14 protein-coding genes are annotated in these 22,013 nt (G+C 70.1%); 8 read left to right on the top strand and 6 right to left on the bottom strand.

The genetic code is table 11. The features are described 5' to 3' along the window. The 3 genes from ACFVYF_RS02665 to ACFVYF_RS02655 all read right to left on the bottom strand — a co-directional run bounded on the left by ACFVYF_RS02665 (window position 1) and on the right by ACFVYF_RS02655 (window position 2,008). Complete coding sequence (locus ACFVYF_RS02665; protein WP_389449646.1) at window positions 1–888, bottom strand: alkaline phosphatase family protein; 888 nt, start codon at window positions 886–888, stop codon at window positions 1–3. A 107-nt stretch (window positions 889–995) separates the two neighbouring features. Next, the gene (locus ACFVYF_RS02660; protein ID WP_389449643.1) at window positions 996–1,436 is read right to left on the bottom strand and encodes a VOC family protein; all 441 of its coding nucleotides are present in this window, start codon (window positions 1,434–1,436) and stop codon (window positions 996–998) included. A gap of 56 nt (window positions 1,437–1,492) precedes the next feature. Continuing rightward, window positions 1,493–2,008: a pyridoxamine 5'-phosphate oxidase family protein gene (locus tag ACFVYF_RS02655; protein WP_389449640.1), complete on the bottom strand. Its 516-nt coding sequence runs from the start codon at window positions 2,006–2,008 to the stop codon at window positions 1,493–1,495. Window positions 2,009–2,284: 276 nt separating this feature from the next. On the opposite strand from ACFVYF_RS02655, the gene ACFVYF_RS02650 reads away from it, so the two are divergent. Further along, window positions 2,285–5,281: a bifunctional [glutamine synthetase] adenylyltransferase/[glutamine synthetase]-adenylyl-L-tyrosine phosphorylase gene (locus ACFVYF_RS02650; protein ID WP_389449638.1), complete on the top strand. Its 2,997-nt coding sequence runs from the start codon at window positions 2,285–2,287 to the stop codon at window positions 5,279–5,281. Here the strand turns inward: ACFVYF_RS02650 and ACFVYF_RS02645 are convergent. Continuing rightward, window positions 5,269–6,240, bottom strand: a complete 972-nt coding sequence (locus ACFVYF_RS02645) for a DMT family transporter (RefSeq protein WP_389449635.1) — start codon at window positions 6,238–6,240, stop codon at window positions 5,269–5,271. The genes ACFVYF_RS02650 and ACFVYF_RS02645 overlap by 13 nt on opposite strands. Before the next feature lie 71 nt (window positions 6,241–6,311). Here ACFVYF_RS02645 and ACFVYF_RS02640 point away from each other — a divergent pair, with 71 nt between their 5' ends. Further along, window positions 6,312–7,208 carry a LysR family transcriptional regulator gene (locus ACFVYF_RS02640; RefSeq protein ID WP_389449633.1) on the top strand — a complete coding sequence of 299 codons (897 nt, stop codon included), beginning with the start codon at window positions 6,312–6,314 and terminating at the stop codon, window positions 7,206–7,208. Between the two features lie 33 nt (window positions 7,209–7,241). Here the strand turns inward: ACFVYF_RS02640 and ACFVYF_RS02635 are convergent, their stop codons facing one another. Together ACFVYF_RS02635 and ACFVYF_RS02630 are read right to left on the bottom strand one after the other, a co-directional pair. Beyond that, entirely contained in the window at window positions 7,242–8,111 is an 870-nt protein-coding gene (locus ACFVYF_RS02635) for a phosphatase PAP2 family protein (RefSeq protein WP_389449630.1), read from the bottom strand. A 107-nt stretch (window positions 8,112–8,218) separates the two neighbouring features. Next, a complete protein-coding gene (locus tag ACFVYF_RS02630; RefSeq protein ID WP_389449627.1) occupies window positions 8,219–9,253 on the bottom strand; it encodes a LacI family DNA-binding transcriptional regulator in 1,035 nt (344 codons plus the stop codon). Window positions 9,254–9,718: 465 nt separating this feature from the next. Here ACFVYF_RS02630 and ACFVYF_RS02625 point away from each other — a divergent pair, with 465 nt between their 5' ends. From ACFVYF_RS02625 to pulA, 6 genes are all read left to right on the top strand, one after another. After that, complete coding sequence (locus ACFVYF_RS02625; RefSeq protein WP_389449624.1) at window positions 9,719–10,999, top strand: extracellular solute-binding protein; 1,281 nt, start codon at window positions 9,719–9,721, stop codon at window positions 10,997–10,999. Window positions 11,000–11,122: 123 nt separating this feature from the next. Next, window positions 11,123–12,127, top strand: a complete 1,005-nt coding sequence (locus tag ACFVYF_RS02620) for a carbohydrate ABC transporter permease (RefSeq protein ID WP_389449621.1) — start codon at window positions 11,123–11,125, stop codon at window positions 12,125–12,127. 13 nt (window positions 12,128–12,140) lie between these two features. Next, the gene (locus ACFVYF_RS02615; protein ID WP_389449618.1) at window positions 12,141–13,049 is read left to right on the top strand and encodes a sugar ABC transporter permease; all 909 of its coding nucleotides are present in this window, start codon (window positions 12,141–12,143) and stop codon (window positions 13,047–13,049) included. 136 nt (window positions 13,050–13,185) lie between these two features. Next, entirely contained in the window at window positions 13,186–14,862 is a 1,677-nt protein-coding gene (locus ACFVYF_RS02610) for a glycoside hydrolase family 13 protein (protein WP_389449615.1), read from the top strand. A 208-nt stretch (window positions 14,863–15,070) separates the two neighbouring features. After that, a complete protein-coding gene (locus tag ACFVYF_RS02605) occupies window positions 15,071–16,453 on the top strand; it encodes an alpha-amylase family protein (RefSeq protein WP_389449612.1) in 1,383 nt (460 codons plus the stop codon). 144 nt (window positions 16,454–16,597) lie between these two features. Continuing rightward, the gene (pulA, locus tag ACFVYF_RS02600; protein ID WP_389450620.1) at window positions 16,598–22,003 is read left to right on the top strand and encodes a pullulanase-type alpha-1,6-glucosidase; all 5,406 of its coding nucleotides are present in this window, start codon (window positions 16,598–16,600) and stop codon (window positions 22,001–22,003) included. Window positions 22,004–22,013 lie beyond the last annotated feature (10 nt).

Below are 22,013 nucleotides of genomic sequence, written 5' to 3'. Positions count from 1 at the left end.
TCAGGACGTCCAGATGCCGGTGATGTCCTTGGCGGAGGCGGCATTGCCCGCGTGCGGCAGACCGTGCATGTCCTCCAGGGTGCGCAGCAGGTCGTAGTGGTTGTAGGTGGTGGTGGACGAGGAGCCCGCGGTCACCTGCTGGCCGTACAGCACCGTCGGGATCCGGTTGCCGCTGAGCCGGTTGTCCTCGTCGAAGGTGACGACGAGGAGACTGTTGTGGGTCTTGGCCCAACTCGCGTAATCACCGAGCTTGTTCTTCAGCCAGGTGTCACCGGTGGACACCGAGCAGTCGTGCATGTCGCTGCACAGGTTCGGCACGGCGAAGGAGACCTGCGGGAGCGTCGCGTAGTCCGTGGGGAACTGCGTGAAGGTCTTTGCGCTGGACGTCGGTACGTTGCTGAAGCCGAACCACGGATTGTGCTTGCGGGCGTAGTCGCCGCTGCTGCACGTGGTGGAGCCCTGGCTGGGCAGCGTCTCGTTGTAGCTCGCCCACGTCTTGCCGGCCGCGATCAGCTCGGAGGCGAGGTTCGGGGCGGAGGAGAAGCCGGGCGTGTAGCAGCTGTCGTCCGTGATCCCCTGGGTGGAGCCGGAGAACAGGGCGAAGTAGTTGGGCTGGCTCGGGTGCGTCTCGGCGTACGACTGGGAGAGGTTGGCGCCTCCGGTCTTCAGCGAGTTGATGTACGGGGCGCTGGACGAGCCGATCACCTGGCTGTACGCGTGGTTCTCGAACACCACGACGACCACGTGGTCCGGGGTCGGGACCGCGGCCGCGGCCCGCGCCGGGGACGAGCCGCCGAACCCGGTCCACAGTCCGGCCGCGGCGGCGGCGAAGGCAAGGGCGGACGCCACCAGGGGACGACTGCGGCGGTACACGTTTCTGCCGGACACTGCGGACCTCCGGGGTGGGGGGACGAGGACGGGTGCAGACAGAGCATGCACACGCCAACATTCCCGGACCGGACATCCCTCAACCCGAGGGATGAAAAGCCGGTGAACTACTGCTGTTGGCCGGCCAGTTCGCTCAGCAGCCGGTGCAGCGGTTTCGCGTCCCGCTGCCGGTACTCCTGGATCGCCCAGCCGTTGCCGTCCGGGTCCGTGAAGTACATGAACGTGGCACCGTCCTGCGGCGAGAACACCTGCGGCTCGCTGACGTCCAGACCGCGGGCCGTCAGCTCCTCGTACGCCGCCTTGGCGTCCGCGACGACCAGCTGCATGCCGTGGTACGTCCCCGGCCGCGGAGTCCCCGTCGGGATCTCCAGCCCGTCGACCAGAGCGATGGAACACCCGGAGCCGGGCGGCGTCAGCTGCACGATCCGCACCCCCGGCATCACCTCACCGTCCAGGTCGACGTGGAAGCCGACCTTGTCCTGGTAGAACTCCTTGGCCCGGTCCACGTCGGAGACCGGCAGCACGATCACTTCGAGGGTCATCTCCACGGAATGCGTCCCTTCGTCGTATGTCAGCAGTACCTCAGTCGTCGGTCGGTCGTACGTCAGGCGAACCGCCACCGCGTCTGGCTGAACGGATCCCCCTTACCGAAGCCGAACGCGGTCCGCGGCGCCACCGCGTACACGAAAGAAGGCCCGCCGCCAGCCTCGAACGCCCCGTCGTCCCGGACGTCGAAGTGCCACACGGCGCCGTACTTCTCCTCCCACGCCCGGGCGAGCCCGCGCAGCCGCGCGTCGTCGGTCACCCGCACCGCCTCGCCCTCGACGACGAGGTCGTAGCCCTCGGCCCAGGTGTTGGTGCCCGTGGTCAGGACGACCTGCGGATTCACGGCGAGGTTGAGCGCCTTCCGCTCCTCGGCGCCCGTGGTGAAGTGCAGGGCGCCGTCCTGCCAGACGCCGAGCAGCGGGGTCACATGCGGCCGGCCGTCGGGCCGTACCGTCGACAGCCAGAAGAGCTCGGCGGCGGCCAGCCGCTCCCGGGCCTGCGGCCAGGGGGTCGGACTCGCCCCGGCGTCGCCGTAGCGCTCGTCGAGGTCGGTCTGCGGGTGGGTGGCGGACATGGGAACTCCTCCTGTTACGACATGGTCCCTGCGGAAGGCAGACCTCGCACACCGGCGGAACTCATCGGTCCCGGCCGCGCGCCCGTCCGGCGCCCACCGCACTTCTCGGTTCCGGCCGCGGCCGCCCCCGCGGCGCCCACCGCATTCCTCGCTTCGCGCCCGTCCGGCGCCCACCGCACTCGTCGGTTCCGGCCGCGGCCGCCCGCCCCGGCGCTCACCGGGGGCTCTGCGGTTAGGCTCGGGCTCGTACGACCTTGATCCGACGGGAGGCCGAGGATGACGGCGCCGGGGCGCAGGAGCAGTACCTTCACGCGGCTGCTGCGGCACGGTTTCACCGATCCGTCCGCCGCCGAGCGGCTGCTGGACAGCGCCGAGCTGGGGCCCGTGCGGGACGATCCGGTGCTGCTCGACGCCCTGGGCGCCACCGCCGACCCGGATCTGGCGCTGCTCGGCCTGGTACGGCTCGTCGAGGCGCAGGACGGGCACACGGCGCAGCGGGAGCTGCTGGACACGCTGATCGCGGCGAAGCCGCTGCGGGACCGGCTGCTCGGGGTGCTCGGTGCGTCCACCGCGCTCGCCGACCACCTCGCCCGCCACCCGCGGGACTGGCAGGCGCTCGTGACCTACGAGGCGCAGGACCTGCACCCCGGGGTGGCGGAGTTCGAGCGCGGTCTGGCGGAGGCGACCGACCCCGTCACGCTGCGGGTCGCCTACCGACGGTGTCTGCTGTCCATCGCCGCCCGTGACGTGTGCGGCACCACGGACATAGCCGAGACCGCCGCCGAGCTCGCCGACCTCGCGACGGCGACCCTGCGCGCCGCGCTCGCCCTGGCCCACGCGGACGCTCCCGACGACGCCGCGCTGTGCCGCCTCGCCGTCATCGCGATGGGCAAGTGCGGGGGACACGAGCTCAATTACGTGTCCGACGTCGACGTGATCTTCGTGGGCGAGGCCGTCGAGGGAGCCGACGAGGGCAAGGCGGTCCAGGCCGCGACCCGGCTCGCCTCGCACATGATGCGGATCTGCTCCGAGACCACCGTCGAGGGCAGCATCTGGCCCGTCGACGCCAATCTGCGGCCCGAGGGGCGCAACGGCCCGCTCGTCCGCACGCTCAGCAGCCATCTCGCCTACTACCAGCGGTGGGCCAAGACCTGGGAGTTCCAGGCGCTCCTCAAGGCCCGGCCGGTGGCCGGCGACCCCGCACTCGGCGAGGAGTACGTCGCCACCCTCGCGCCCCTCGTCTGGCACGCCGCCGAGCGCGAGAACTTCGTGCCCGACGTGCAGAAGATGCGCCGCAGAGTCGTGGAGAACATCCCCGCCGCCGAGATCGAGCGCGAGCTCAAGCTCGGACCCGGCGGCCTGCGCGATGTCGAATTCGCCGTACAGCTCCTGCAGTTGGTGCACGGCAGGGCCGATACGTCGCTGCGCAGCGGGACCACGCTCGACGCGCTGAAGGCGCTGGCGGCGGGCGGCTACGTGGGACGTGTCGACGCCGTACAGCTCGACGAGGCGTACCGCTTCCTGCGGTCCATGGAGCACCGCATACAGCTCTACCGGCTGCGCCGCACCCACCTGGTGCCCGAGGACGACGTCGATCTGCGGCGCATCGGGCGCTCCCTCGGGCTGCGCACCGACCCGGTGACCGAGCTGAACCGCGAGTGGAAGCGGCATGCCTCCGTCGTACGGCGGCTGCACGAGAAGCTCTTCTACCGGCCGTTGCTCGACGCCGTCGCCCAACTCGCCCCCGGCGAGACCCGGTTGAGCCCTGACGCGGCACGCGAGCGACTGGTCGCGCTCGGGTACGCCGATCCCGCCGCGGCGCTGCGTCATCTGGAGGCGCTGGCCTCCGGCGTCACCCGCAAGGCGGCGATCCAGCGGACCCTGCTGCCCGTGCTGCTGGGCTGGTTCGCCGACTCCGCGGAGCCGGACGCCGGGCTGCTCAACTTCCGCAAGGTGTCGGACGCGCTGGGCAAGACCCCCTGGTATCTGCGGCTGCTGCGGGACGAGGGGGCCGCCGCCGAGAACCTGGCGCGTGTGCTGTCCGCCGGCCGGCTCGCGCCCGATCTGCTGATGCGCGCCCCGGAAGCGGTGGCGCTGCTCGGCGACGGGGTCGGCGGCGGCCTCGAACCGCGCTCCCACGCCCACCTGGAGCAGGAGATCCTCGCCGCGGTCGGCCGGGCCGCCGGCGGCGAGCAGGCGGTCACCGCCGCCCGTGGGGTCCGCCGACGCGAGCTGTTCCGTACGGCCGCCGCCGACATCGTCGCCTCCTACGGCACCGAGGAGACCCCGGTCGTGGCCGACCAGGGCGCTCTGGTGGACCGGGTCGGCGGCGCGATCTCGGACCTCACCGCCGCGACGCTCGCGGGCACCCTGCGGGCCGTGGTGCGCGACGGCTGGGGGGAGACGCTGCCCACCCGGTTCGCCGTGATCGGGATGGGACGCTTCGGGGGACACGAACTCGGTTACGGCTCCGACGCGGACGTGCTGTTCGTGCACGAGCCCCGGGAGGGGGTCGACGAACAGGAGGCCTCGCGCGCCGCGAACGCCGTGGTCTCCGAGATGCGGCGGCTGCTGCAGATCTCCAGCGCGGACCCGCCGCTGCTCATCGACGCGGACCTGCGCCCCGAGGGCAAGTCCGGGCCGCTGGTGCGGACGTTGAACTCGTACGCGGCCTACTACCGTCGCTGGTCCCTGGTCTGGGAGTCGCAGGCGCTGCTGCGGGCCGAACACGTCGCGGGCGACGAGGACTTGGGGCGCCGTTTCATCGAGCTGATCGATCCGCTGCGGTATCCGGCGGAGGGGCTCGGGGACGACGCCGTACGGGAGATCCGCCGCCTCAAGGCCCGGATGGAGACCGAGCGGATGCCGCGCGGCGCCGATCCGACGCTGCACACCAAGCTGGGCCGCGGCGGCCTGTCCGACGTGGAGTGGACCGTCCAGCTGCTGCAGCTCCAGCACGGGTGGACTGAGCCGGGGCTGCGGACGACCCGCACCCGCGGCGCCCTCGCGGCGGCGTGCGCCGCGGAGCTGCTGTCCGCGGAGGACGCGGAGACCCTGGACGAGGCGTGGGTGCTCGCCACCCGGGTCCGCAACGCGGTGATGCTGGTGCGCGGCAGGGCCGGCGACACGTTCCCCTCCGACGGGCGCGAACTGGCCGCCGTGGGACGGTACTTGGGGTACGGGGCCGGCCATGTCGGGGACATGCTGGACGCGTACCGGCGGACCACGCGGCGGGCCCGGGCGGTCGCCGAGGAGCTGTTCTACGGGGCGTGAGCCTCCTGCGCCGCAGCCGCGGGCACCGCGATCCCCGGCGCCGGGGATCGCGGCGTCGCACCGGCCCGCGACCGGTCCGCCGCGGCGGAAGTGCGGGCGCGGGTCAGGGCCACCCCGGCCAGGACCACCGCCATGCCCGCGACGACCCGCGGGCCGATCTCCTCGTGGAGCACCACCGCGCCCAGGGCGACCGAGACCACCGGGAGGAGATAGCCGACGGTGGCCGCGCTGGTGGGTCCCTCGTCGGCGATCAGACGGTAGTTGAGGTAGAAGGTAATGCCCGTGCCGAGGATGCCGAGGGCGGTCACCGCGAGGACGGCCGTCAGGTCGGCGCGCAGCGGGCCGGCGCCGGTGACGGGGAGGGCGAGGGTGGTCCAGGCCGTGGCGGCCAGGAGCTGCGCCGCCGAGACGGCCATCGGCGCTCCCCGGTCCGTGAGATGGCGGCCCATGTAGGCGAAGGCCACGGCGTAGCTCATCGCGGCGGCCAGCAGCGCCAGGGCGCCCCAGCTCATCAGGCCCGAGCGGTGCCAGGGCGCGAAGATCAGCAGCGTCCCCGCGAAGCCGAGGAGCAGGCCGGTCAGGCGGCGGGGGGAGAGACCGCGGTCCGTGCCCAGAAGGATGCCGATCAGCAGGGACCACAGGGGAGTTGTGGCGTTGAGGACGCCCGCCACTCCGGAGTCCACCGTCTGCTCGCCGACGGCGAAGAGGGCGAACGGGACGGCGTTGCAGAAGAGGGCGGCCACCACGAGATGGCCCCACGCGGCCCGTGAACGGGGGAGCCGCGCACCGCCCGACCGGGCGAGGACCAGCAGAACGGCGGTGCCCAGCGCGCAGCGGGTGACCGCGATCTGGGCGGGGGACAGGCCGTGGTTCAGGGCCAGCTTGATCCAGAGGAAGCCGGAGCCCCAGAGCAGCGCGAGCAGGCCCATACGGAGGGACGAAGCCAGGTGGGAAGGCATGCATCCACGGTCCCGGACCATACGTGTGAGGACAAGTGAAGAGTCATGCATGCACTGTTAAGCTGTGCTGCATGCTTGATGTGCGGCGCATGCAGGTCCTGCGGGCAGTGGTCAGCAGCGGGTCGGTGACCGCGGCGGCGGCCGACCTCGGTTACACGCCCTCCGCCGTCAGCCAGCAGATCACCGCGCTGGAGAAACAGACCGGTACGGCCCTGCTGGAGCGGGTCGGCCGGGGCGTGCGCCCCACGCCGGCCGGGCTGCTGGTCGCCGAGTACGCGGATGCCATCGGCCGGCAGGTCGCCGAGGCCGAGACCGCGCTGGCCGATCTGCGCGCCGGGCGCACCGGACAGCTCACGGTCCGCTACTTCACCACCGCGGGTGCCTCCCTGGTCGCGCCGGCGGTCGCCCGGCTGCGGGCCGAACACCCGAGGGTGCGGGTCGAGTTGAAGCTGATCGACCCCGAGGATCCGCTGCCCGACGTGAAGGAGGGACGGGCCGATCTGGCGCTGGTGGTGCGAGCGCCCGGGAGCACGGAATGCGAGGGGGTACGGCTGGTGCATCTCCTTGACGATCCCTACCGCGCGGTGCTCCCCAAGGGACACCGTCTCGCGCGGCGCCGGGTGCTCGACCTCGCCGAGCTGGCCCAGGAGCCGTGGGTCGGCAGCGAGTGGCCGGGCCCGTGCCTGGACGCCCAGCTCGACGCGTGCGCCGCCGCCGGGTTCCGCCCCGGCTTCGTGGTGGAGAGCGGGGACTACGTCACCGCGCAGGGGTTCGTCGCGGCGGGGCTCGGCGTCAGCCTCGTCCCGCGGCTGGGGCTGGGCGGCCGCCACCCGGACGTGGTGATCCGCGACGTACGGGGCCCCGAGCCGGTACGGGCCATCTACGCCGCCGTACGCGCGACGGCGCCGCCGCAGCCCGCCCTGCGCACGCTGCTCGACGCACTGCGGGACACCGCCCGCCAGGGGTGAGCCGGCGGCGCGGCGGCCGTACGGCGGGCGCGGTCAGGGCTTGAGCGACAGCAGCGGCCGGGTGCCCGGCCCCGGCACCCAGCGTGGCAGGGCGTACGGCAGGGCGCCGTACCAGAGGCGGGCCACCGCGAAGCCGAAGGCGAGGCAGATCATCCCGCCCACCGCGTCCAGCCAGAAGTGGTTGGCCGTGGCGACGATGACCAGCAGGGTGGCGGCCGGGTACAGCAGGCCCAGGATGCGGGCCCACGGAGTCGACGCCAGCGCGAAGATGGTCAGGCCGCACCACAGGGACCAGCCGATGTGCATGGACGGCATCGCCGCGTACTGGTTCGACATGTGCTTCAGATCGCCGGACGCCATGGAACCCCACGTCTGGTGGACCAGGACCGTGTCCACGAAGGTGCCGCCGGTCATCAGGCGGGGCGGGGCGAGCGGGAAGAAGTAGTAGCCGACCAGGGCGACGGCGGTCGTCGCGAACAGTGCCGTGCGCGCCGCCGCGTAACGGCCGGGGTGACTGCGGAAGAGCCACACCAGCACGCCCAGCGTCACCACGAAGTGCAGGGTCGCGTAGTAGTAGTTCATTCCGACGATCAGCCAAGTCACCGAGTTCACGGCGTGGTTGACCGCCTCCTCGACGGCGATCCCGAGGTGATGCTCGGCCCGCCAGATCCAGTCGGTGTTGCGCAACGCCTGTGTCTTCTGCTCCGGCACCGCATTGCGGATCAGTGAGTACGTCCAGTAACTCACGCCGATCAGCAGGATCTCGAACCAGAGACGGGGGCGGCGCGGGGTGCGCAGCCGGCACAGCAGTGCCCTGTCCGTGCGGACGTTCGAGCTGTCCGGGACGGACTGTGGAGTGGCCTGCTCCCGGCCTTCCAGTGTCGTCACGGTCGTCTCACCCATAAGGACAGAGTCTGCCAGAAAAGCCCTACCCGACCGATCATCCCCTGGTCGGGTCCAGGCCGCATTTCCTGCATCCCGCGGAGCCCCCGGAGCCGCGAATGGTCCCCTCAGGGACGATTTCGGTCCCCAGGGGCCGAGGCCGTCGAACCGCGCACCACCAGTTCCGGCATGAACACGAACTCGCTGTGCGGCGCAGGGGTCCCGCCGATCTCCTCCAGCAACGTACGCACCGCGGCCTGGCCCATGGCGGGCACCGGCTTGCGGATCGTGGTCAGCGGCGGATCCGTGAAGGCGATGAGGGGCGAGTCGTCGAAGCCCACCACCGACACGTCCTTCGGCACGTCCAGACCGCGCTGCCGGGCCGCCCGTATCGCGCCGAGCGCCATCATGTCGCTGGCGCACACCACCGCGGTGCACTCCCGGTCCATCAGGGCGCTGGCCGCGGCCTGGCCGCCCTCCAGCGTGTACAGCGAGTGCTGGACGAGTCGCTCCTCGATGTCGTCGGAGCGCAGCCCCAACTGCTCCTGCACCGCGCGCACGAACCCCTCGATCTTCCGCTGCACCGGCACGAAACGCTTCGGGCCGAGGGCGAGGCCGATCCGGGTGTGGCCGAGCGAGACGAGGTGGGTGACCGCGAGCGTCATCGCCGCCCGGTCGTCGGGCGAGATGAACGGCGCCTGCACCTTCGGCGAGAAACCGTCGACGAGGACGAACGGCACGCCCTGGGCGCGCAACTGGTCGTAGCGCTGCATGTCCGCGGAGGTGTCCGCGTGCAGTCCGGAGACGAAGATGATGCCGGCCACGCCCCGGTCGACGAGCATCTCCGTCAGCTCGTCCTCGGTGGAGCCGCCGGGGGTCTGGGTGGCGAGGACCGGGGTGTATCCCTGGCGCGTCAGTGCCTGGCCGATGACCTGGGCAAGGGCCGGGAATATCGGGTTCTCCAGCTCCGGGGTTATCAGGCCCACCAGGCCCTCGCTGCGCTGCCGCAGCCGCACCGGGCGCTCGTAACCGAGGACGTCGAGGGCGGCCAGGACGGACTGGCGCGTGGTCGCGGCGACGCCCGGCTTCCCGTTCAGGACGCGGCTGACAGTCGCCTCACTGACCCCCGCCTGGGCTGCGATGTCGGCAAGCCGTGTGGTCACAGGAGGGGACTGTACCGGCCGGTTTGCGCCCTGCCCACCGACCGGGCGCCTCGGGCGGGCGGGTGAACGTCCCGCTGCGGGCTGCTGCGTCATCGCGCTCCCTTGTGATGCTGGTCGGTGTCCCCGTGCCCGCGCCGCGGGAAAGGGGTGGCTCCCGCGGGCACTGACGGGGCGATGATCCTCGTATCCGCCCGCTGTGGCAAGAGCTTGCAGAGTCTTGCACAAGGCGGCCGAACCCCGCTGAGCGGCCGTACATCAGTGGTCAGAGGCGGTCCGCGATCCGTCACGGACGGGTAACTCCGGACAGTCCTTGCACTTTTTTGCTGCAAGGCCTTTCGCAACGCTTACATCGCTGTTACGTTCACGTCGCCCGGCGGCAGCAACGGCGCGTCGGTGAGTCGGCAGGGGGCGGCAGACGGGGCCGTCACCTCCCACCACACGGGCTTTCACCCTCAAGGAGATCTCATGCGGCGTGGCATAGCGGCCACCGCGCTGGTGGCGTCCTTCGCCCTCGCGGCGACGGCCTGCGGCGGCAGTGACAGTGACAGTGGCAGCGGCAAGTCGGACGGTCCGGTCACCATTACGTGGTGGGACACCTCCAACGCCACCAATGAGGAACCGACGTACAAGGCCCTGGCCAAGGAATTCGAGAAGGCCAACCCCAAGATCAAGGTCAAGTACGTCAACGTGCCCTTCGACCAGGCGCAGAACAAGTTCGACACGGCCGCCGGCTCCAAGGGCGCCCCGGACATCCTGCGTTCCGAGGTCGGCTGGACCCCGGCGTTCGCGAAGAAGAGCTTCTTCCTGCCCCTCGACGGCACCGAAGCCCTCGCGGACCAGGGCAAGTTCCAGCCCAGCCTGATCAAGCAGGCCCAGTACGAGGGCAAGACGTACGGCGTGCCGCTGGTCACCGACACCCTCGCGCTCGTCTACAACAAGGCCCTCTTCAAGAAGGCCGGCATCGCCAAGCCGCCCGCCACCTGGGACGAGCTGAAGTCCGACGCGGCCACGGTCCAGAAGAAGACCGGCGTCGACGGCTACTGGGGCTCCACCCAGGCGTACTACGCCCAGTCGTTCCTCTACGGCGAGGGCACCGACACGGTCGACGCCACCGCCAAGAAGATCACGGTGAACTCGGCGCCCGCCAAGAAGGCGTACGGCACCTGGCAGAGCCTGTTCTCCGGGAAGGGACTGCACAAGGCCGACACCACCGCCGACGCGTACGCCCACATCCAGGACGCCTTCGTCAACGGCAAGGTCGCCGCGATCGTCCAGGGCCCGTGGGAGATCACGAACTTCTACAAGGGCTCGGCCTTCAAGGACAAGGCCAACCTCGGCATCGCCACCGTCCCGGCCGGCTCCAGCGGCAAGGCGGGCGCCCCGACCGGCGGTCACAACCTCTCGGTCTACGCCGGGTCCGACAAGGCCCACCAGGACGCGTCGCTGAAGTTCCTGAAGTTCATGACGTCGGCGAAGTCCCAGGAGACGATCGCCCTCAAGAACTCGACGCTGCCGACGCGCGACGACGCCTACACCGCCGAGGTCAAGGCCGACCCGGGCATCGCCGGCTACCAGGGCGTGCTCTCCGCCGCCCAGCCGCGCCCCGCGCTGCCCGAGTACAGCTCGCTGTGGGGACCGCTCGACACCGAGCTGCCGAAGATCGCGGGTGGCAAGGAGTCGCTGGACAAGGGCCTGGGCAACGCGGAGACCGCGATCGCCAAGCTGGTCCCGGACTTCAGCAAGTGACCCGCGCGGCCGCCGGATCCGCCCAGGGGGGGACGGATCCGGCGGCCGGCGGACCCCGGCGCGCCCCGCGGCGCGGCGCCGGTCCCCGCGCCCAACCCCTGATCTTCCAGAAGGTGTCGAACCATGACAGTCGCCATCGACCGAGCGACCGGCAAGCGGCGCGGTGACCGAGCGCCGGGCTCCGGCCGGACGCAGCGCCTGAAGCACTCGTACCAGAAGTACTGGTACGCGTACGCGATGATCGCCCCGGTGGTCGTCGTGCTCGGCGTCCTGGTGCTCTATCCGCTGGTGCGGGGCGTCTATCTGACGTTCACCGACGCCACCAGCCTCAACTCGGCCCGCACGATCGGCGTCAACCACATCGACGCCACCTACAAGTTCATCGGCCTGGACAACTACGCCGACATCCTGTGGGGCCCCACCTCGTACGACCGCTTCTGGTCGCACTTCATCTGGACGATCGTGTGGACGGCGCTGTGCGTCCTGCTCCACTACGTCATCGGTCTCGGCCTCGCGCTGCTGCTCAACCAGAAGCTCCGCGGCCGGACGCTCTACCGGCTCATCCTGGTGCTGCCGTGGGCCGTGCCCACCTTCGTCACCGTCTTCGGCTGGCGCTTCATGCTCGCCGACGGCGGTGTCATCAACTCGATGCTCGACGCGGTGCACCTGCCGTCGCCGCTGTGGCTGGAGGACACCTTCTGGCAGCGCACGGCCGCGATCATGGTCAACACCTGGTGCGGTGTGCCGTTCATGATGGTCTCGCTGCTCGGCGGACTGCAGTCCATCGACGCCACGCTGTACGAGGCCTCCGAGATGGACGGGGCCAACGCCTGGCAGCGCTTCCGGCACGTCACCCTGCCGGGTCTCAGGTCGGTCAGCTCCACCGTCGTCCTGCTCGGCGTCATCTGGACCTTCAACCAGTTCGCCGTCATCTTCCTGCTCTTCGGCAACACCGCCCCGGACGCGCAGATCCTCGTCACCTGGGCCTACTACCTGGGCTTCGGCCAACAGCCGCGCGACTTCGCGCAGTCGGCGGCCTACGGCGTACTGCTGCTGGCCATCCTGATCGTCTTCACCTCCTTCTACCGCCGCTGGCTGAACCGCAATGACCAGCAGCTCGCGATCTGAGGCAGGAGTTCCCATGAGTACCCCCACCCTGCAGACGCCTCCGCGCGACCAGGTCCCCGCGTACGACGCGTCGCCCCGCAAGGCGCTCCGACGCGGTGAGCGCACCCTCGCCGGCTCGCTCACCTCGCACGGCATCCTGACCGTCGCGAGCCTGGTCGCGCTCTTCCCGATCGTCTGGCTGGTCTATCTGTCCCTCGGCCCGGACAAGGACGACTACCTGCACCCCGGGAACATCCTCGGCAAGATGACGCTCGACAACTACGCGTTCGTGCTCCAGCACACGCCGTTCTTCGACTGGATGAAGAGCACGCTCCTCGTCTCGCTCGGCACCACGGTCATCGGAGTGCTCGTCGCCGCCACCACCGGCTACGCGGTGTCCCGTATGCGCTTCCCCGGCTACCGGAAGTTCATGTGGGTGCTGCTCGTCACCCAGATGTTCCCGGTCGCCGTGCTGATGGTCCCGATGTACGAGATCCTTTCCGAACTCCAGCTCATCGACAACTACTTCGGCCTCATCCTCGTCTACTGCTCGACCGCCGTGCCGTACTGCGCCTGGCTGCTCAAGGGCTACTTCGACACGATCCCCTTCGAGATCGACGAGGCCGGGCGGGTCGACGGACTGAGCCCCTTCGGCACGTTCGCGCGGCTGATCCTGCCGCTCGCCAAACCGGGCCTGGCCGTCGCCGCCTTCTACAGTTTCATCACCGCGTTCGGCGAGGTGGCCTTCGCCTCCACGTTCATGCTGTCCGACACGAAGTACACCTTCGCCGTCGGCCTGCAGAGCTTCGTCAGCGAGCACGACGCGCAGCGCAACCTCATGGCCGCCACCGCGGTGCTGGTCGCGATACCCGTCTCCGCGTTCTTCTACCTTGTGCAGAAGAACCTGGTGGCCGGCCTCACCGCGGGCGGTACGAAGGGCTGACGCCGGCGCCCCGCGCTCCCGCGCGCACGTCGCGCGCGGGTGGCGGCCGCGGTGTCCATCCGACCCCGCCGGCACCGCGGCCGCCTTCGTATCCACCGCATCACCTGCCCGAACACCGTCACGCACCAAGGACGCCATGAGCCAGCACTCCGCCGACCAGGCCCCGACCTCCGCTCTCGCCACCGTCGCCGCCCACCGCGACTGGTGGCGCGACGCGGTGATCTACCAGGTCTATCCGCGCAGCTTCGCCGACAGCAACGGCGACGGCATGGGCGACCTGGAGGGCGTACGTTCCCGACTCCCGTACCTGCGCGACCTCGGCATCGACGCCGTGTGGCTGAGCCCCTTCTACGCCTCGCCGCAGGCCGACGCCGGATACGACGTGGCGGACTACCGCGCCGTCGACCCCATGTTCGGCAATCTGCTGGACGCCGACGCGCTGATCCGTGACGCGCACGAGCTGAGCCTGCGGATCATCGTCGACCTGGTGCCCAACCACTCCTCGGACCAGTACGAGTGGTTCAGGCGGGCGCTGCGGGAGGGGCCGGGCTCGCCGCTGCGGGACCGCTACCACTTCCGGCCCGGCAAGGGGAAGAACGGCGAACTGCCGCCCAACGACTGGGAGTCCATCTTCGGCGGCCCGGCGTGGACCCGGGTCACCGAACCGGACGGCGCTCCCGGCGAGTGGTACCTGCACCTCTTCGCGCCCGAGCAGCCCGACTTCAACTGGGACCACCCGGCGGTCGGGGACGAGTTCCGCTCGATCCTGCGCTTCTGGCTCGACATGGGTGTCGACGGCTTCCGTATCGACGTCGCCCATGGACTGGTCAAGGCCGAGGGGCTGCCCGACCTGGGAGAGCACGACCAGCTGAAGCTCCTGGGCAACGATGTCATGCCGTTCTTCGACCAGGACGGCGTGCACGACGTCTACCGGCAGTGGCGCACGATCCTCGACGAGTACTCGGGCGACCGCATCTTCGTCGCCGAGGCGTGGACGCCCACCATCGAGCGCACCGCCAACTACGTGCGCCCCGACGAGCTGCACCAGGCCTTCAACTTCCAGTACCTGGGCACCCATTGGGACGCTGCCGAGCTGCGTTCCGTCATCGACCGCACGCTGGACTCGATGCGCCCGGTCGGCGCCCCCGCCACCTGGGTGCTCTCCAACCACGACGTGACCCGGCACGCCACGCGCTTCGCCAACGAGGCCGGGCTCGGCACCCAGATCCGCACCGCCGGCAACCGCGAACTCGGCCTCAGGCGCGCCCGGGCCGCGACCCTGCTGATGCTCGCGCTGCCCGGCTCCGCCTACCTCTACCAGGGTGAGGAGCTCGGCCTGCCCGACGTCGTGGACCTGCCGGACGAGGTGCGCCAGGACCCCGCCTACTTCCGGGGCGCGGGACAGGACGGCTTCCGTGACGGCTGCCGGGTGCCGATCCCGTGGACGCGGGAGGGCTCCTCGTACGGCTTCGGGGACGGAGGCAGCTGGCTGCCGCAGCCCGCCGGCTGGGGCGAGCTGAGCATCGAGGCGCAGACCGGCAAGGCGGACTCCACCCTGGAGCTGTACCGGACCGCGCTCGCCGTGCGCCGGGAGCGGGCCGAGCTGGGCGCGGGCGATGCCGTCGAGTGGCTGAAGGCACCCGAGGGCGTACTCGCCTTCCGCCGCGGGGAGTTCGTGTGCACGGCGAACACCGGCGGCGAGGCGGTGACCGTCCCGGCGTACGGACGGGTGCTGGTCGCCAGCGGCGAGGTGACCCTCGCGGACGACGAGGCCAAGCTGCCGTCGGACACCACGGTCTGGTGGGCCCGCTGACCCACGTGTGAACCTCCTGCGCCTCGGCGGACAGGGTGGGGACGGCCAACCGGCCGTCACATGAAGTGAGTTGGAATTGCTTGCGACATCTTGCTGAAACTTGCGAGCAAGCGTTACGGTCCCGCTCACACCGGTGTTGTTCAGTACGCAACTTCCGGCCCCCGCACCCTCATGTCCCCCACCCGCACAACGACGTGCAGGAGTTCACATGGCCAGGAGAACTCTGGCCGCCATATCCGTCCTCGCGGCGGGCATGGCGGCCTCGGTCACCCTCCCCACAGGAGTGGCCCAGGCATCACCACCCGGCTCGAAGGACGTCACGGCCGTCCTCTTCGAGTGGAAATTCGACTCCGTCGCGAGGGAGTGCACCACCACCCTGGGCCCGGCCGGCTACGGCTACGTCCAGGTGTCCCCGCCCGCCGAGCACATCCAGGGCTCGCAGTGGTGGACCTCGTACCAGCCCGTGAGCTACCGGATCGCCGGGCGGCTCGGTGACGCGACCGCCTTCACGAACATGGTGAACGCCTGCCACGCGGCGGGTGTGAAGGTCGTCGCCGACGCGGTCGTCAACCACATGTCGGCGGGCTCGGGCACCGGCACCGGCGGCTCCTCGTACACGAAGTACAACTACCCGGGCCTGTACTCCTCGTACGACATGGACGACTGCACGGCGTCGATCAGCGACTACACCAACCGCGGCAACGTCCAGAACTGCGAGCTCGTCGGGCTCGCCGACCTGGACACCGGCGAGGAGTACGTCCGCAAGACCATCGCCGGGTACCTGAACAGCCTGCTGGGATACGGCGTCGACGGCTTCCGTATCGACGCGGCCAAGCACATCCCGGCGGCCGACCTCGCGAACATCAAGTCACGGCTGAGCAATCCGTCCGTGTACTGGAAGCAGGAGGTCATCTACGGCTCCGGTGAGGCCGTCCAGCCGACCGAGTACACCGGCAACGGCGACGTCCAGGAGTTCCGGTACGCCTACGACCTCAAGCGGGTCTTCAACAACGAGAACCTCGCCTATCTGAAGAACTACGGCGAGGGCTGGGGCTATATGAGCAGTGGCGTCTCCGGTGTCTTCGTCGACAACCACGACACCGAGCGCAACGGCTCGACGCTGAACTACAAGGACGGCGCGAACTACACCCTCGCCAACGTCTTCATGCTCGCCTACCCCTACGGTGCCCCGGACATCAACTCCGGCTACGAGTGGTCCTCGACGGACGCGGGACCGCCCAACGGCGGCACGGTCAACGCCTGCTGGCAGGACGGCTGGAAGTGCCAGCACGCCTGGCCGGAGATCAAGTCGATGGTGGCCTTCCGCAACACCACGCGCGGCCAGTCGGTCACGAACTGGTGGGACAACGGCGGCGACGCCATCGCCTTCGGCCGCGGCAGCAAGGGGTTCGTGGCCATCAACCACGAGTCGGGCTCGCTGAACCGCACCTACCAGACCTCACTGGCCGCCGGGACGTACTGCAACGTGCAGAACAACACGACGGTCACGGTCAACGGCTCCGGCCAGTTCACGGCGACGCTGGGCGCGGGCACCGCCCTCGCCCTGTACGCCGGCAAGAGCAGCTGCTGAAAGCTCTTGCTGTTCGTTGCACGACTCTTGCTGTAAACCTTGCGTAAGCGATACGGTCACGCGGGCGCCCGGCACCGTAGCCGGGATGCAGCGTGGGGTCGGACCCAAGAACGCCGTATTCGCTAGGAGTTCACGCCTGTGGACCTGATACCGAGAGGGTCGGCGCCCCGCACGCGCCGCTCCCACCGCCACAGCCGGACGGCAGCCGTCATCGCCGCCGCCGCGCTGGCCGTATCGCTTGCGCACCCCCTCGCGGCGAAGGCCGCGACCCCGCCGCCACCGCCGTCGGACGCGAAGCTCGCCGCCGAGCCCGCCCGGCACGACGCCACCCGCGAGCAGTTCTACTTCGTCATGCCGGACCGCTTCGCCAACGGCGACCCGTCCAACGACCGCGGCGGCCTGACCGGCTCCCGTCTGTCGACCGGCTACGACCCCACCGACAAGGGCTTCTACCAGGGCGGCGACCTCAAGGGCCTGACCCGGAAACTCGACTACATCAAGGGCCTCGGCACCACGGCCATCTGGATGGCGCCGATCTTCCGGAACCAGCCCGTGCAGGGCACCGGCAAGGACGCCTCGGCCGGCTACCACGGCTACTGGATCACCGACTTCACCCGGGTCGACCCGCACTTCGGCACCAACCAGGACCTCAAGACGCTGATCTCCAAGGCCCACGCCAAGGGCATGAAGGTCTTCTTCGACGTCATCACCAACCACACGGCCGATGTCGTCGACTACGAGGAGAAGTCCTACGGCTACCTCTCCAAAGGCGCCTTCCCGTATCTGACCAAGGACGGCCGGCCCTTCGACGACGCCGACTACGCGGACGGGACGAGCGGGTTCCCCGCCGTCGACAAGGACTCCTTCCCGCGCACCCCGGTCGTGCCCGCCGAGAAGAAGAACGCCAAGGTCCCCTCCTGGCTCAACGACCCGACGATGTACCACAACCGCGGTGACTCCACCTTCGCCGGCGAGAGCTCCGACCAGGGCGACTTCTCCGGCCTCGACGACCTGTGGACCGAGCGTCCCGAGGTGGTGCGGGGCATGGAGAAGATCTACGAGAAGTGGGTCGGGGACTACGACATCGACGGTTTCCGGATCGACACCGTGAAACACGTCGACATGGAGTTCTGGACGCAGTGGGCCACCGCCCTCGACGCCTACGCGAAGAAGCACGGCCGGGACGACTTCTTCATGTTCGGCGAGGTCTACTCCGCCGACACCTCGGTCACCTCGCCGTACGTCACCCAGGGCCGCCTCGACTCCACGCTGGACTTCCCCTTCCAGGACGCGGCCCGCTCGTACGCCTCCCAGGGAGGCAGCGCCCGGAAGCTCGCCTCGGTCTTCGGCGACGACTACAAGTACACGACGGACAAGGCCAACGCGTACGAGCAGGTCACCTTCCTCGGCAACCACGACATGGGCCGCATCGGCTACTTCCTGAACCAGGACAACCCCGGGGCCGGCGACGCCGAACTGCTCAAGAAGGACCGGCTCGCCAACGAGCTGATGTTCCTCGGCCGCGGCAACCCCGTCGTCTACTACGGCGACGAGCAGGGCTTCACCGGCGCGGGCGGCGACAAGGACGCCCGCCAGCCGATGTTCGCCTCGAAGACCGCCGACTACCTGGACGACGACGAGCTCGGCACAGACCGGACGCACGCGAGCGACGCGTACGACACGAGTGCACCGCTCTACCAGGAGATCGCCGCTCTCTCCAAGCTCCGCAAGGACAACCCCGCGCTCGCGGACGGCGTCCAGACGGAGCGGTACGCGGCGGACGGCGCGGGCGTGTACGCCTTCTCCCGCACGGGTGCCGGCACCGAGTACCTCGTCGCCCTCAACAACGCCGACGAAGCACGGACGGCGACCTTCGCGACCGGCTCCGCTGACATGACGTTCCGCGGAGAGTACGGGACCGAGGCGTCGGTCAGGAGCGGCTCCGACAAGAAGGTCACGGTCACCGTCCCGGCCGGTTCCGCGGTGGTCCTCAAGGCGGGGGGCCGGCTCCCGGCACCCGCCTCGAAGCCCGCACTCACCCTGAAGGCACCGGACGCCGGCGCCACCGGAACCGTCGAGCTCTCCGCGACCGTCGAGGGGGGACAGCTCAACCGCGTGGTCTTCGCCGCCCAGACCGGCAACGGAAAGTGGCGGACACTCGGCTCCGCCGACCACGCCCCGTACAAGGTCACCCAAACCATCGGCAAGACCGTCCCGGCTGCAACCCCCTTGCGCTACAAGGCGGTTGTCATCGACTCCGCCGGACGCACGGCGAGCGCGACGGCCGCCTCCGCCACCGGCACCCCGCCCGCCGCCGAGGTCCCGACCGCCTCCTCCCGCGACTACGCGATCGTCCACTACAAGCGCCCCGACGGCGACTACACCGACTGGCGCCTCTATGCCTGGGGCGACCTCGCGGACGGCGAGTCGACGACCTGGCCCGCGGGCCACGACTTCATCGGCCGCGACGCCTACGGAGCCTTCGCCTACGTCAAGCTGAAGCCGGGCGCCTCCAGCGTCGGGTTCCTCGTCATCGACAAGGACGGCACCAAGGACGTCTCCGCCGACCGCACAATCGACGTCACCAGGACTGGCGAGGTCTGGCTCGAACAGGGCAAGGAGACCGTACGCACCGAACGGCCCGACTATCCGGCGCAGGACAAGACCAAGGCGGTCCTGCACTACCACCGCGCCGACGGGAAGTACGACGGCTGGGGACTGCACGTCTGGACCGGCGCCGCGACGCCCACGGACTGGTCGAAGCCTCTGGAACCGGCGCGGACCGACGCCTACGGCGCGGTCTTCGAGGTGCCGCTCACCGAGGGTGCCACCAGCCTCAGTTACATCCTCCACAACGGCGACGACAAGGACCTCCCGTCCGACCAGTCGCTCGACCTCACGGCCAACGGCCACGAGGTGTGGATGCTCGGCGGCCAGGAGAAGTACCTGCTCCCGCAGCCCGCGGGCAGTGCGGCCGCGCTCGACCTGACCACCTCCAAGGCGGTGTGGATCGACCGGAACACCCTCGCCTGGAACGGCTCGGAGGCGGCCGCCTCCACCCAGCTGCTTTACGCGCACGACGGCTCGATCGCCGTACAGGACGGCACCCTGACCGGGAACGCCAAGTGGCTGCGCCTGTCGAGGACGAGGCTCACCGACGCCCAGAAGACCGCGTTCCCGCACCTGAAGGACTACGCGGCCTGGTCCGTCGACCCGCGTGACCGCGACCGGGTGCGGGACGCCCTGCGCGGCCAGCTCGTCGCCTCGCAACGCGCGGCGAACGGCGCCGTGCTCGCGGCGACCGGCGTGCAGCTCGCAGGCGTACTGGACGATCTGTACGACGCCACGAAGGCGCACCTGGGACCGGTCTTCGACAACGGCACGCCCACGCTCTCCGTGTGGGCGCCCACCGCGCAGTCGGTGCGCCTGGACCTCGACGGCTCCGCGGTCGCGATGAAGCGGAACGACACCACCGGCGTCTGGTCCGTCACCGGCAGGAAGTCCTGGGCGGACAAGCCCTACCGGTACGTCGTCAAGGTGTGGGCGCCGACGGTCCGGAAGGTCGTCACCAACAAGGTCACCGACCCGTACTCGGTGGCCCTCACGACCGACTCGGCGCGCAGCCTCGTCACCGACCTCGACGCCAAGTCCCTTGCTCCGAGCGGCTGGTCGCACCTGAAGAAGCCCAAGGCGGTGGCCCTCAAGGACGCCCAGATCCAGGAACTGCACATCCGCGACTTCTCGGCGGAGGACAGGACGGTCCCCGCGAAGGACCGGGGCACCTATCGCGCCTTCACCGACCGGGACAGCGACGGCTCCCGGCACCTCAGGGCGCTGGCGAAGGCCGGTACGTCGTACGTGCATCTGCTGCCCGCGTTCGACATCGCCACGATTCCCGAGAAGAAGTCCGACCGGGCGACGCCGGGCTGCGACCTCGCCTCGTACGCGGCCGACTCGGACAAACAGCAGGAGTGCGTGGCGAAGACCGCCGCGAAGGACGCGTACAACTGGGGCTACGACCCGTACCACTACACGGTTCCCGAGGGCTCGTACGCGAGCGATCCGGACGGTACGCGGCGCACGGTCGAGTTCCGCGAGATGGTCAAGTCGCTGAACGGGGACGGCCTTCGGGTCGTCATGGACGTCGTCTACAACCACACCGCGGCGAGCGGCCAGGCCGCCACCTCCGTGCTCGACAGGATCGTGCCGGGCTACTACCAGCGGCTGCTCGCGGACGGCTCGGTGGCCACCTCCACCTGCTGCGCGGGCACGGCGACCGAGAACGCGATGATGGGCAAGCTCGTCGTCGACTCCCTCGTCACCTGGGCCAAGGAGTACAAGGTCGACGGCTTCCGCTTCGACCTCATGGGACACCAGCCCAAGGCCAACATCCTGGCGGTCAGGAAGGCCCTCGACGCGCTGACCCCCGCGAAGGACGGTGTCGACGGCAAGAAGATCGTCCTGTACGGCGAGGGCTGGAACTTCGGTGAGGTCGCCGACGACGCGCGGTTCGTGCAGGCCACCCAGAAGAACATGGCCGGCACGGGCATCGCGACCTTCTCCGACCGCGCCCGTGACGCCGTGCGCGGGGGCGGCCCCTTCGACGAGGACCCCGGCGTCCAGGGCTTCGCCTCCGGCCTCTACACCGACCCCAACTCCTCGGCCGCCAACGGCACACCGGCCGAGCAGAAGGCCCGTCTGCTGCACTACCAGGACCTCATCAAGGTCGGCCTGTCGGGCAACCTGGCGGCGTACCGGTTCACCGACTCCGCGGGCAAGGAGGTCAAGGGCTCCGAGGTCGACTACAACGGACAGCCCGCCGGCTACGCCGACGCGCCCGGTGACGCCCTGGCGTACGCGGACGCGCACGACAACGAGTCCCTGTACGACGCGCTCACGTACAAACTCCCGCGCGGCACCTCCGCGGACGACCGCGCCCGGATGCAGGTCCTCGCCCTGGCGACGGCCGCCCTCTCCCAGGGCCCGGCTCTCTCCCAGGCCGGATCCGACCTGCTGCGCTCGAAGTCCCTCGACCGCAACTCGTACGACAGCGGCGACTGGTTCAACGCCATCCACTGGAACTGCCGGGACGGCAACGGATTCGGGCGCGGGCTGCCGATGGCGGCCGACAACGCCTCCAAGTGGCCCTACGCCACACCGCTGTTGACGTCCGTCAAGGTGGGCTGCGAGCAGATCGAGGGCGCCTCGGCCGCGTACCGGGACCTGCTGCGGATCCGTACGACCGCGGACGGCTTCGGTCTCGGCAGCGCCGGCGAGGTCCGGTCGAAGCTGTCCTTCCCGCTGTCGGGCAAGGACGAGACGCCCGGTGTGATCACCATGCGGCTCGGCGGCCTCGTCGTCGTCTTCAACGCGACGCCCGAAAAGCAGGAACAGCGGATCGGCGCCCTGGCCGGGACCGCGTACGGGCTGCACCCCGTGCAGGCGTCCGGCGCGGACCCTATCGTCAAGTCGGCGTCCTACAGGGCGGAATCGGGGACGTTCGCCGTCCCGGGTCGTACCGTCGCGGTATTCGCCCCGGCCTCGCGATAGCGCAGTAACT

It is taken from the genome of Streptomyces sp. NPDC058274 (assembly GCF_042881375.1).
Taxonomy (GTDB): domain Bacteria; phylum Actinomycetota; class Actinomycetes; order Streptomycetales; family Streptomycetaceae; genus Streptomyces.
Note: the sequence above shows the minus strand (reverse complement) of the source record. Positions and strands in the feature narration are given on the sequence as shown.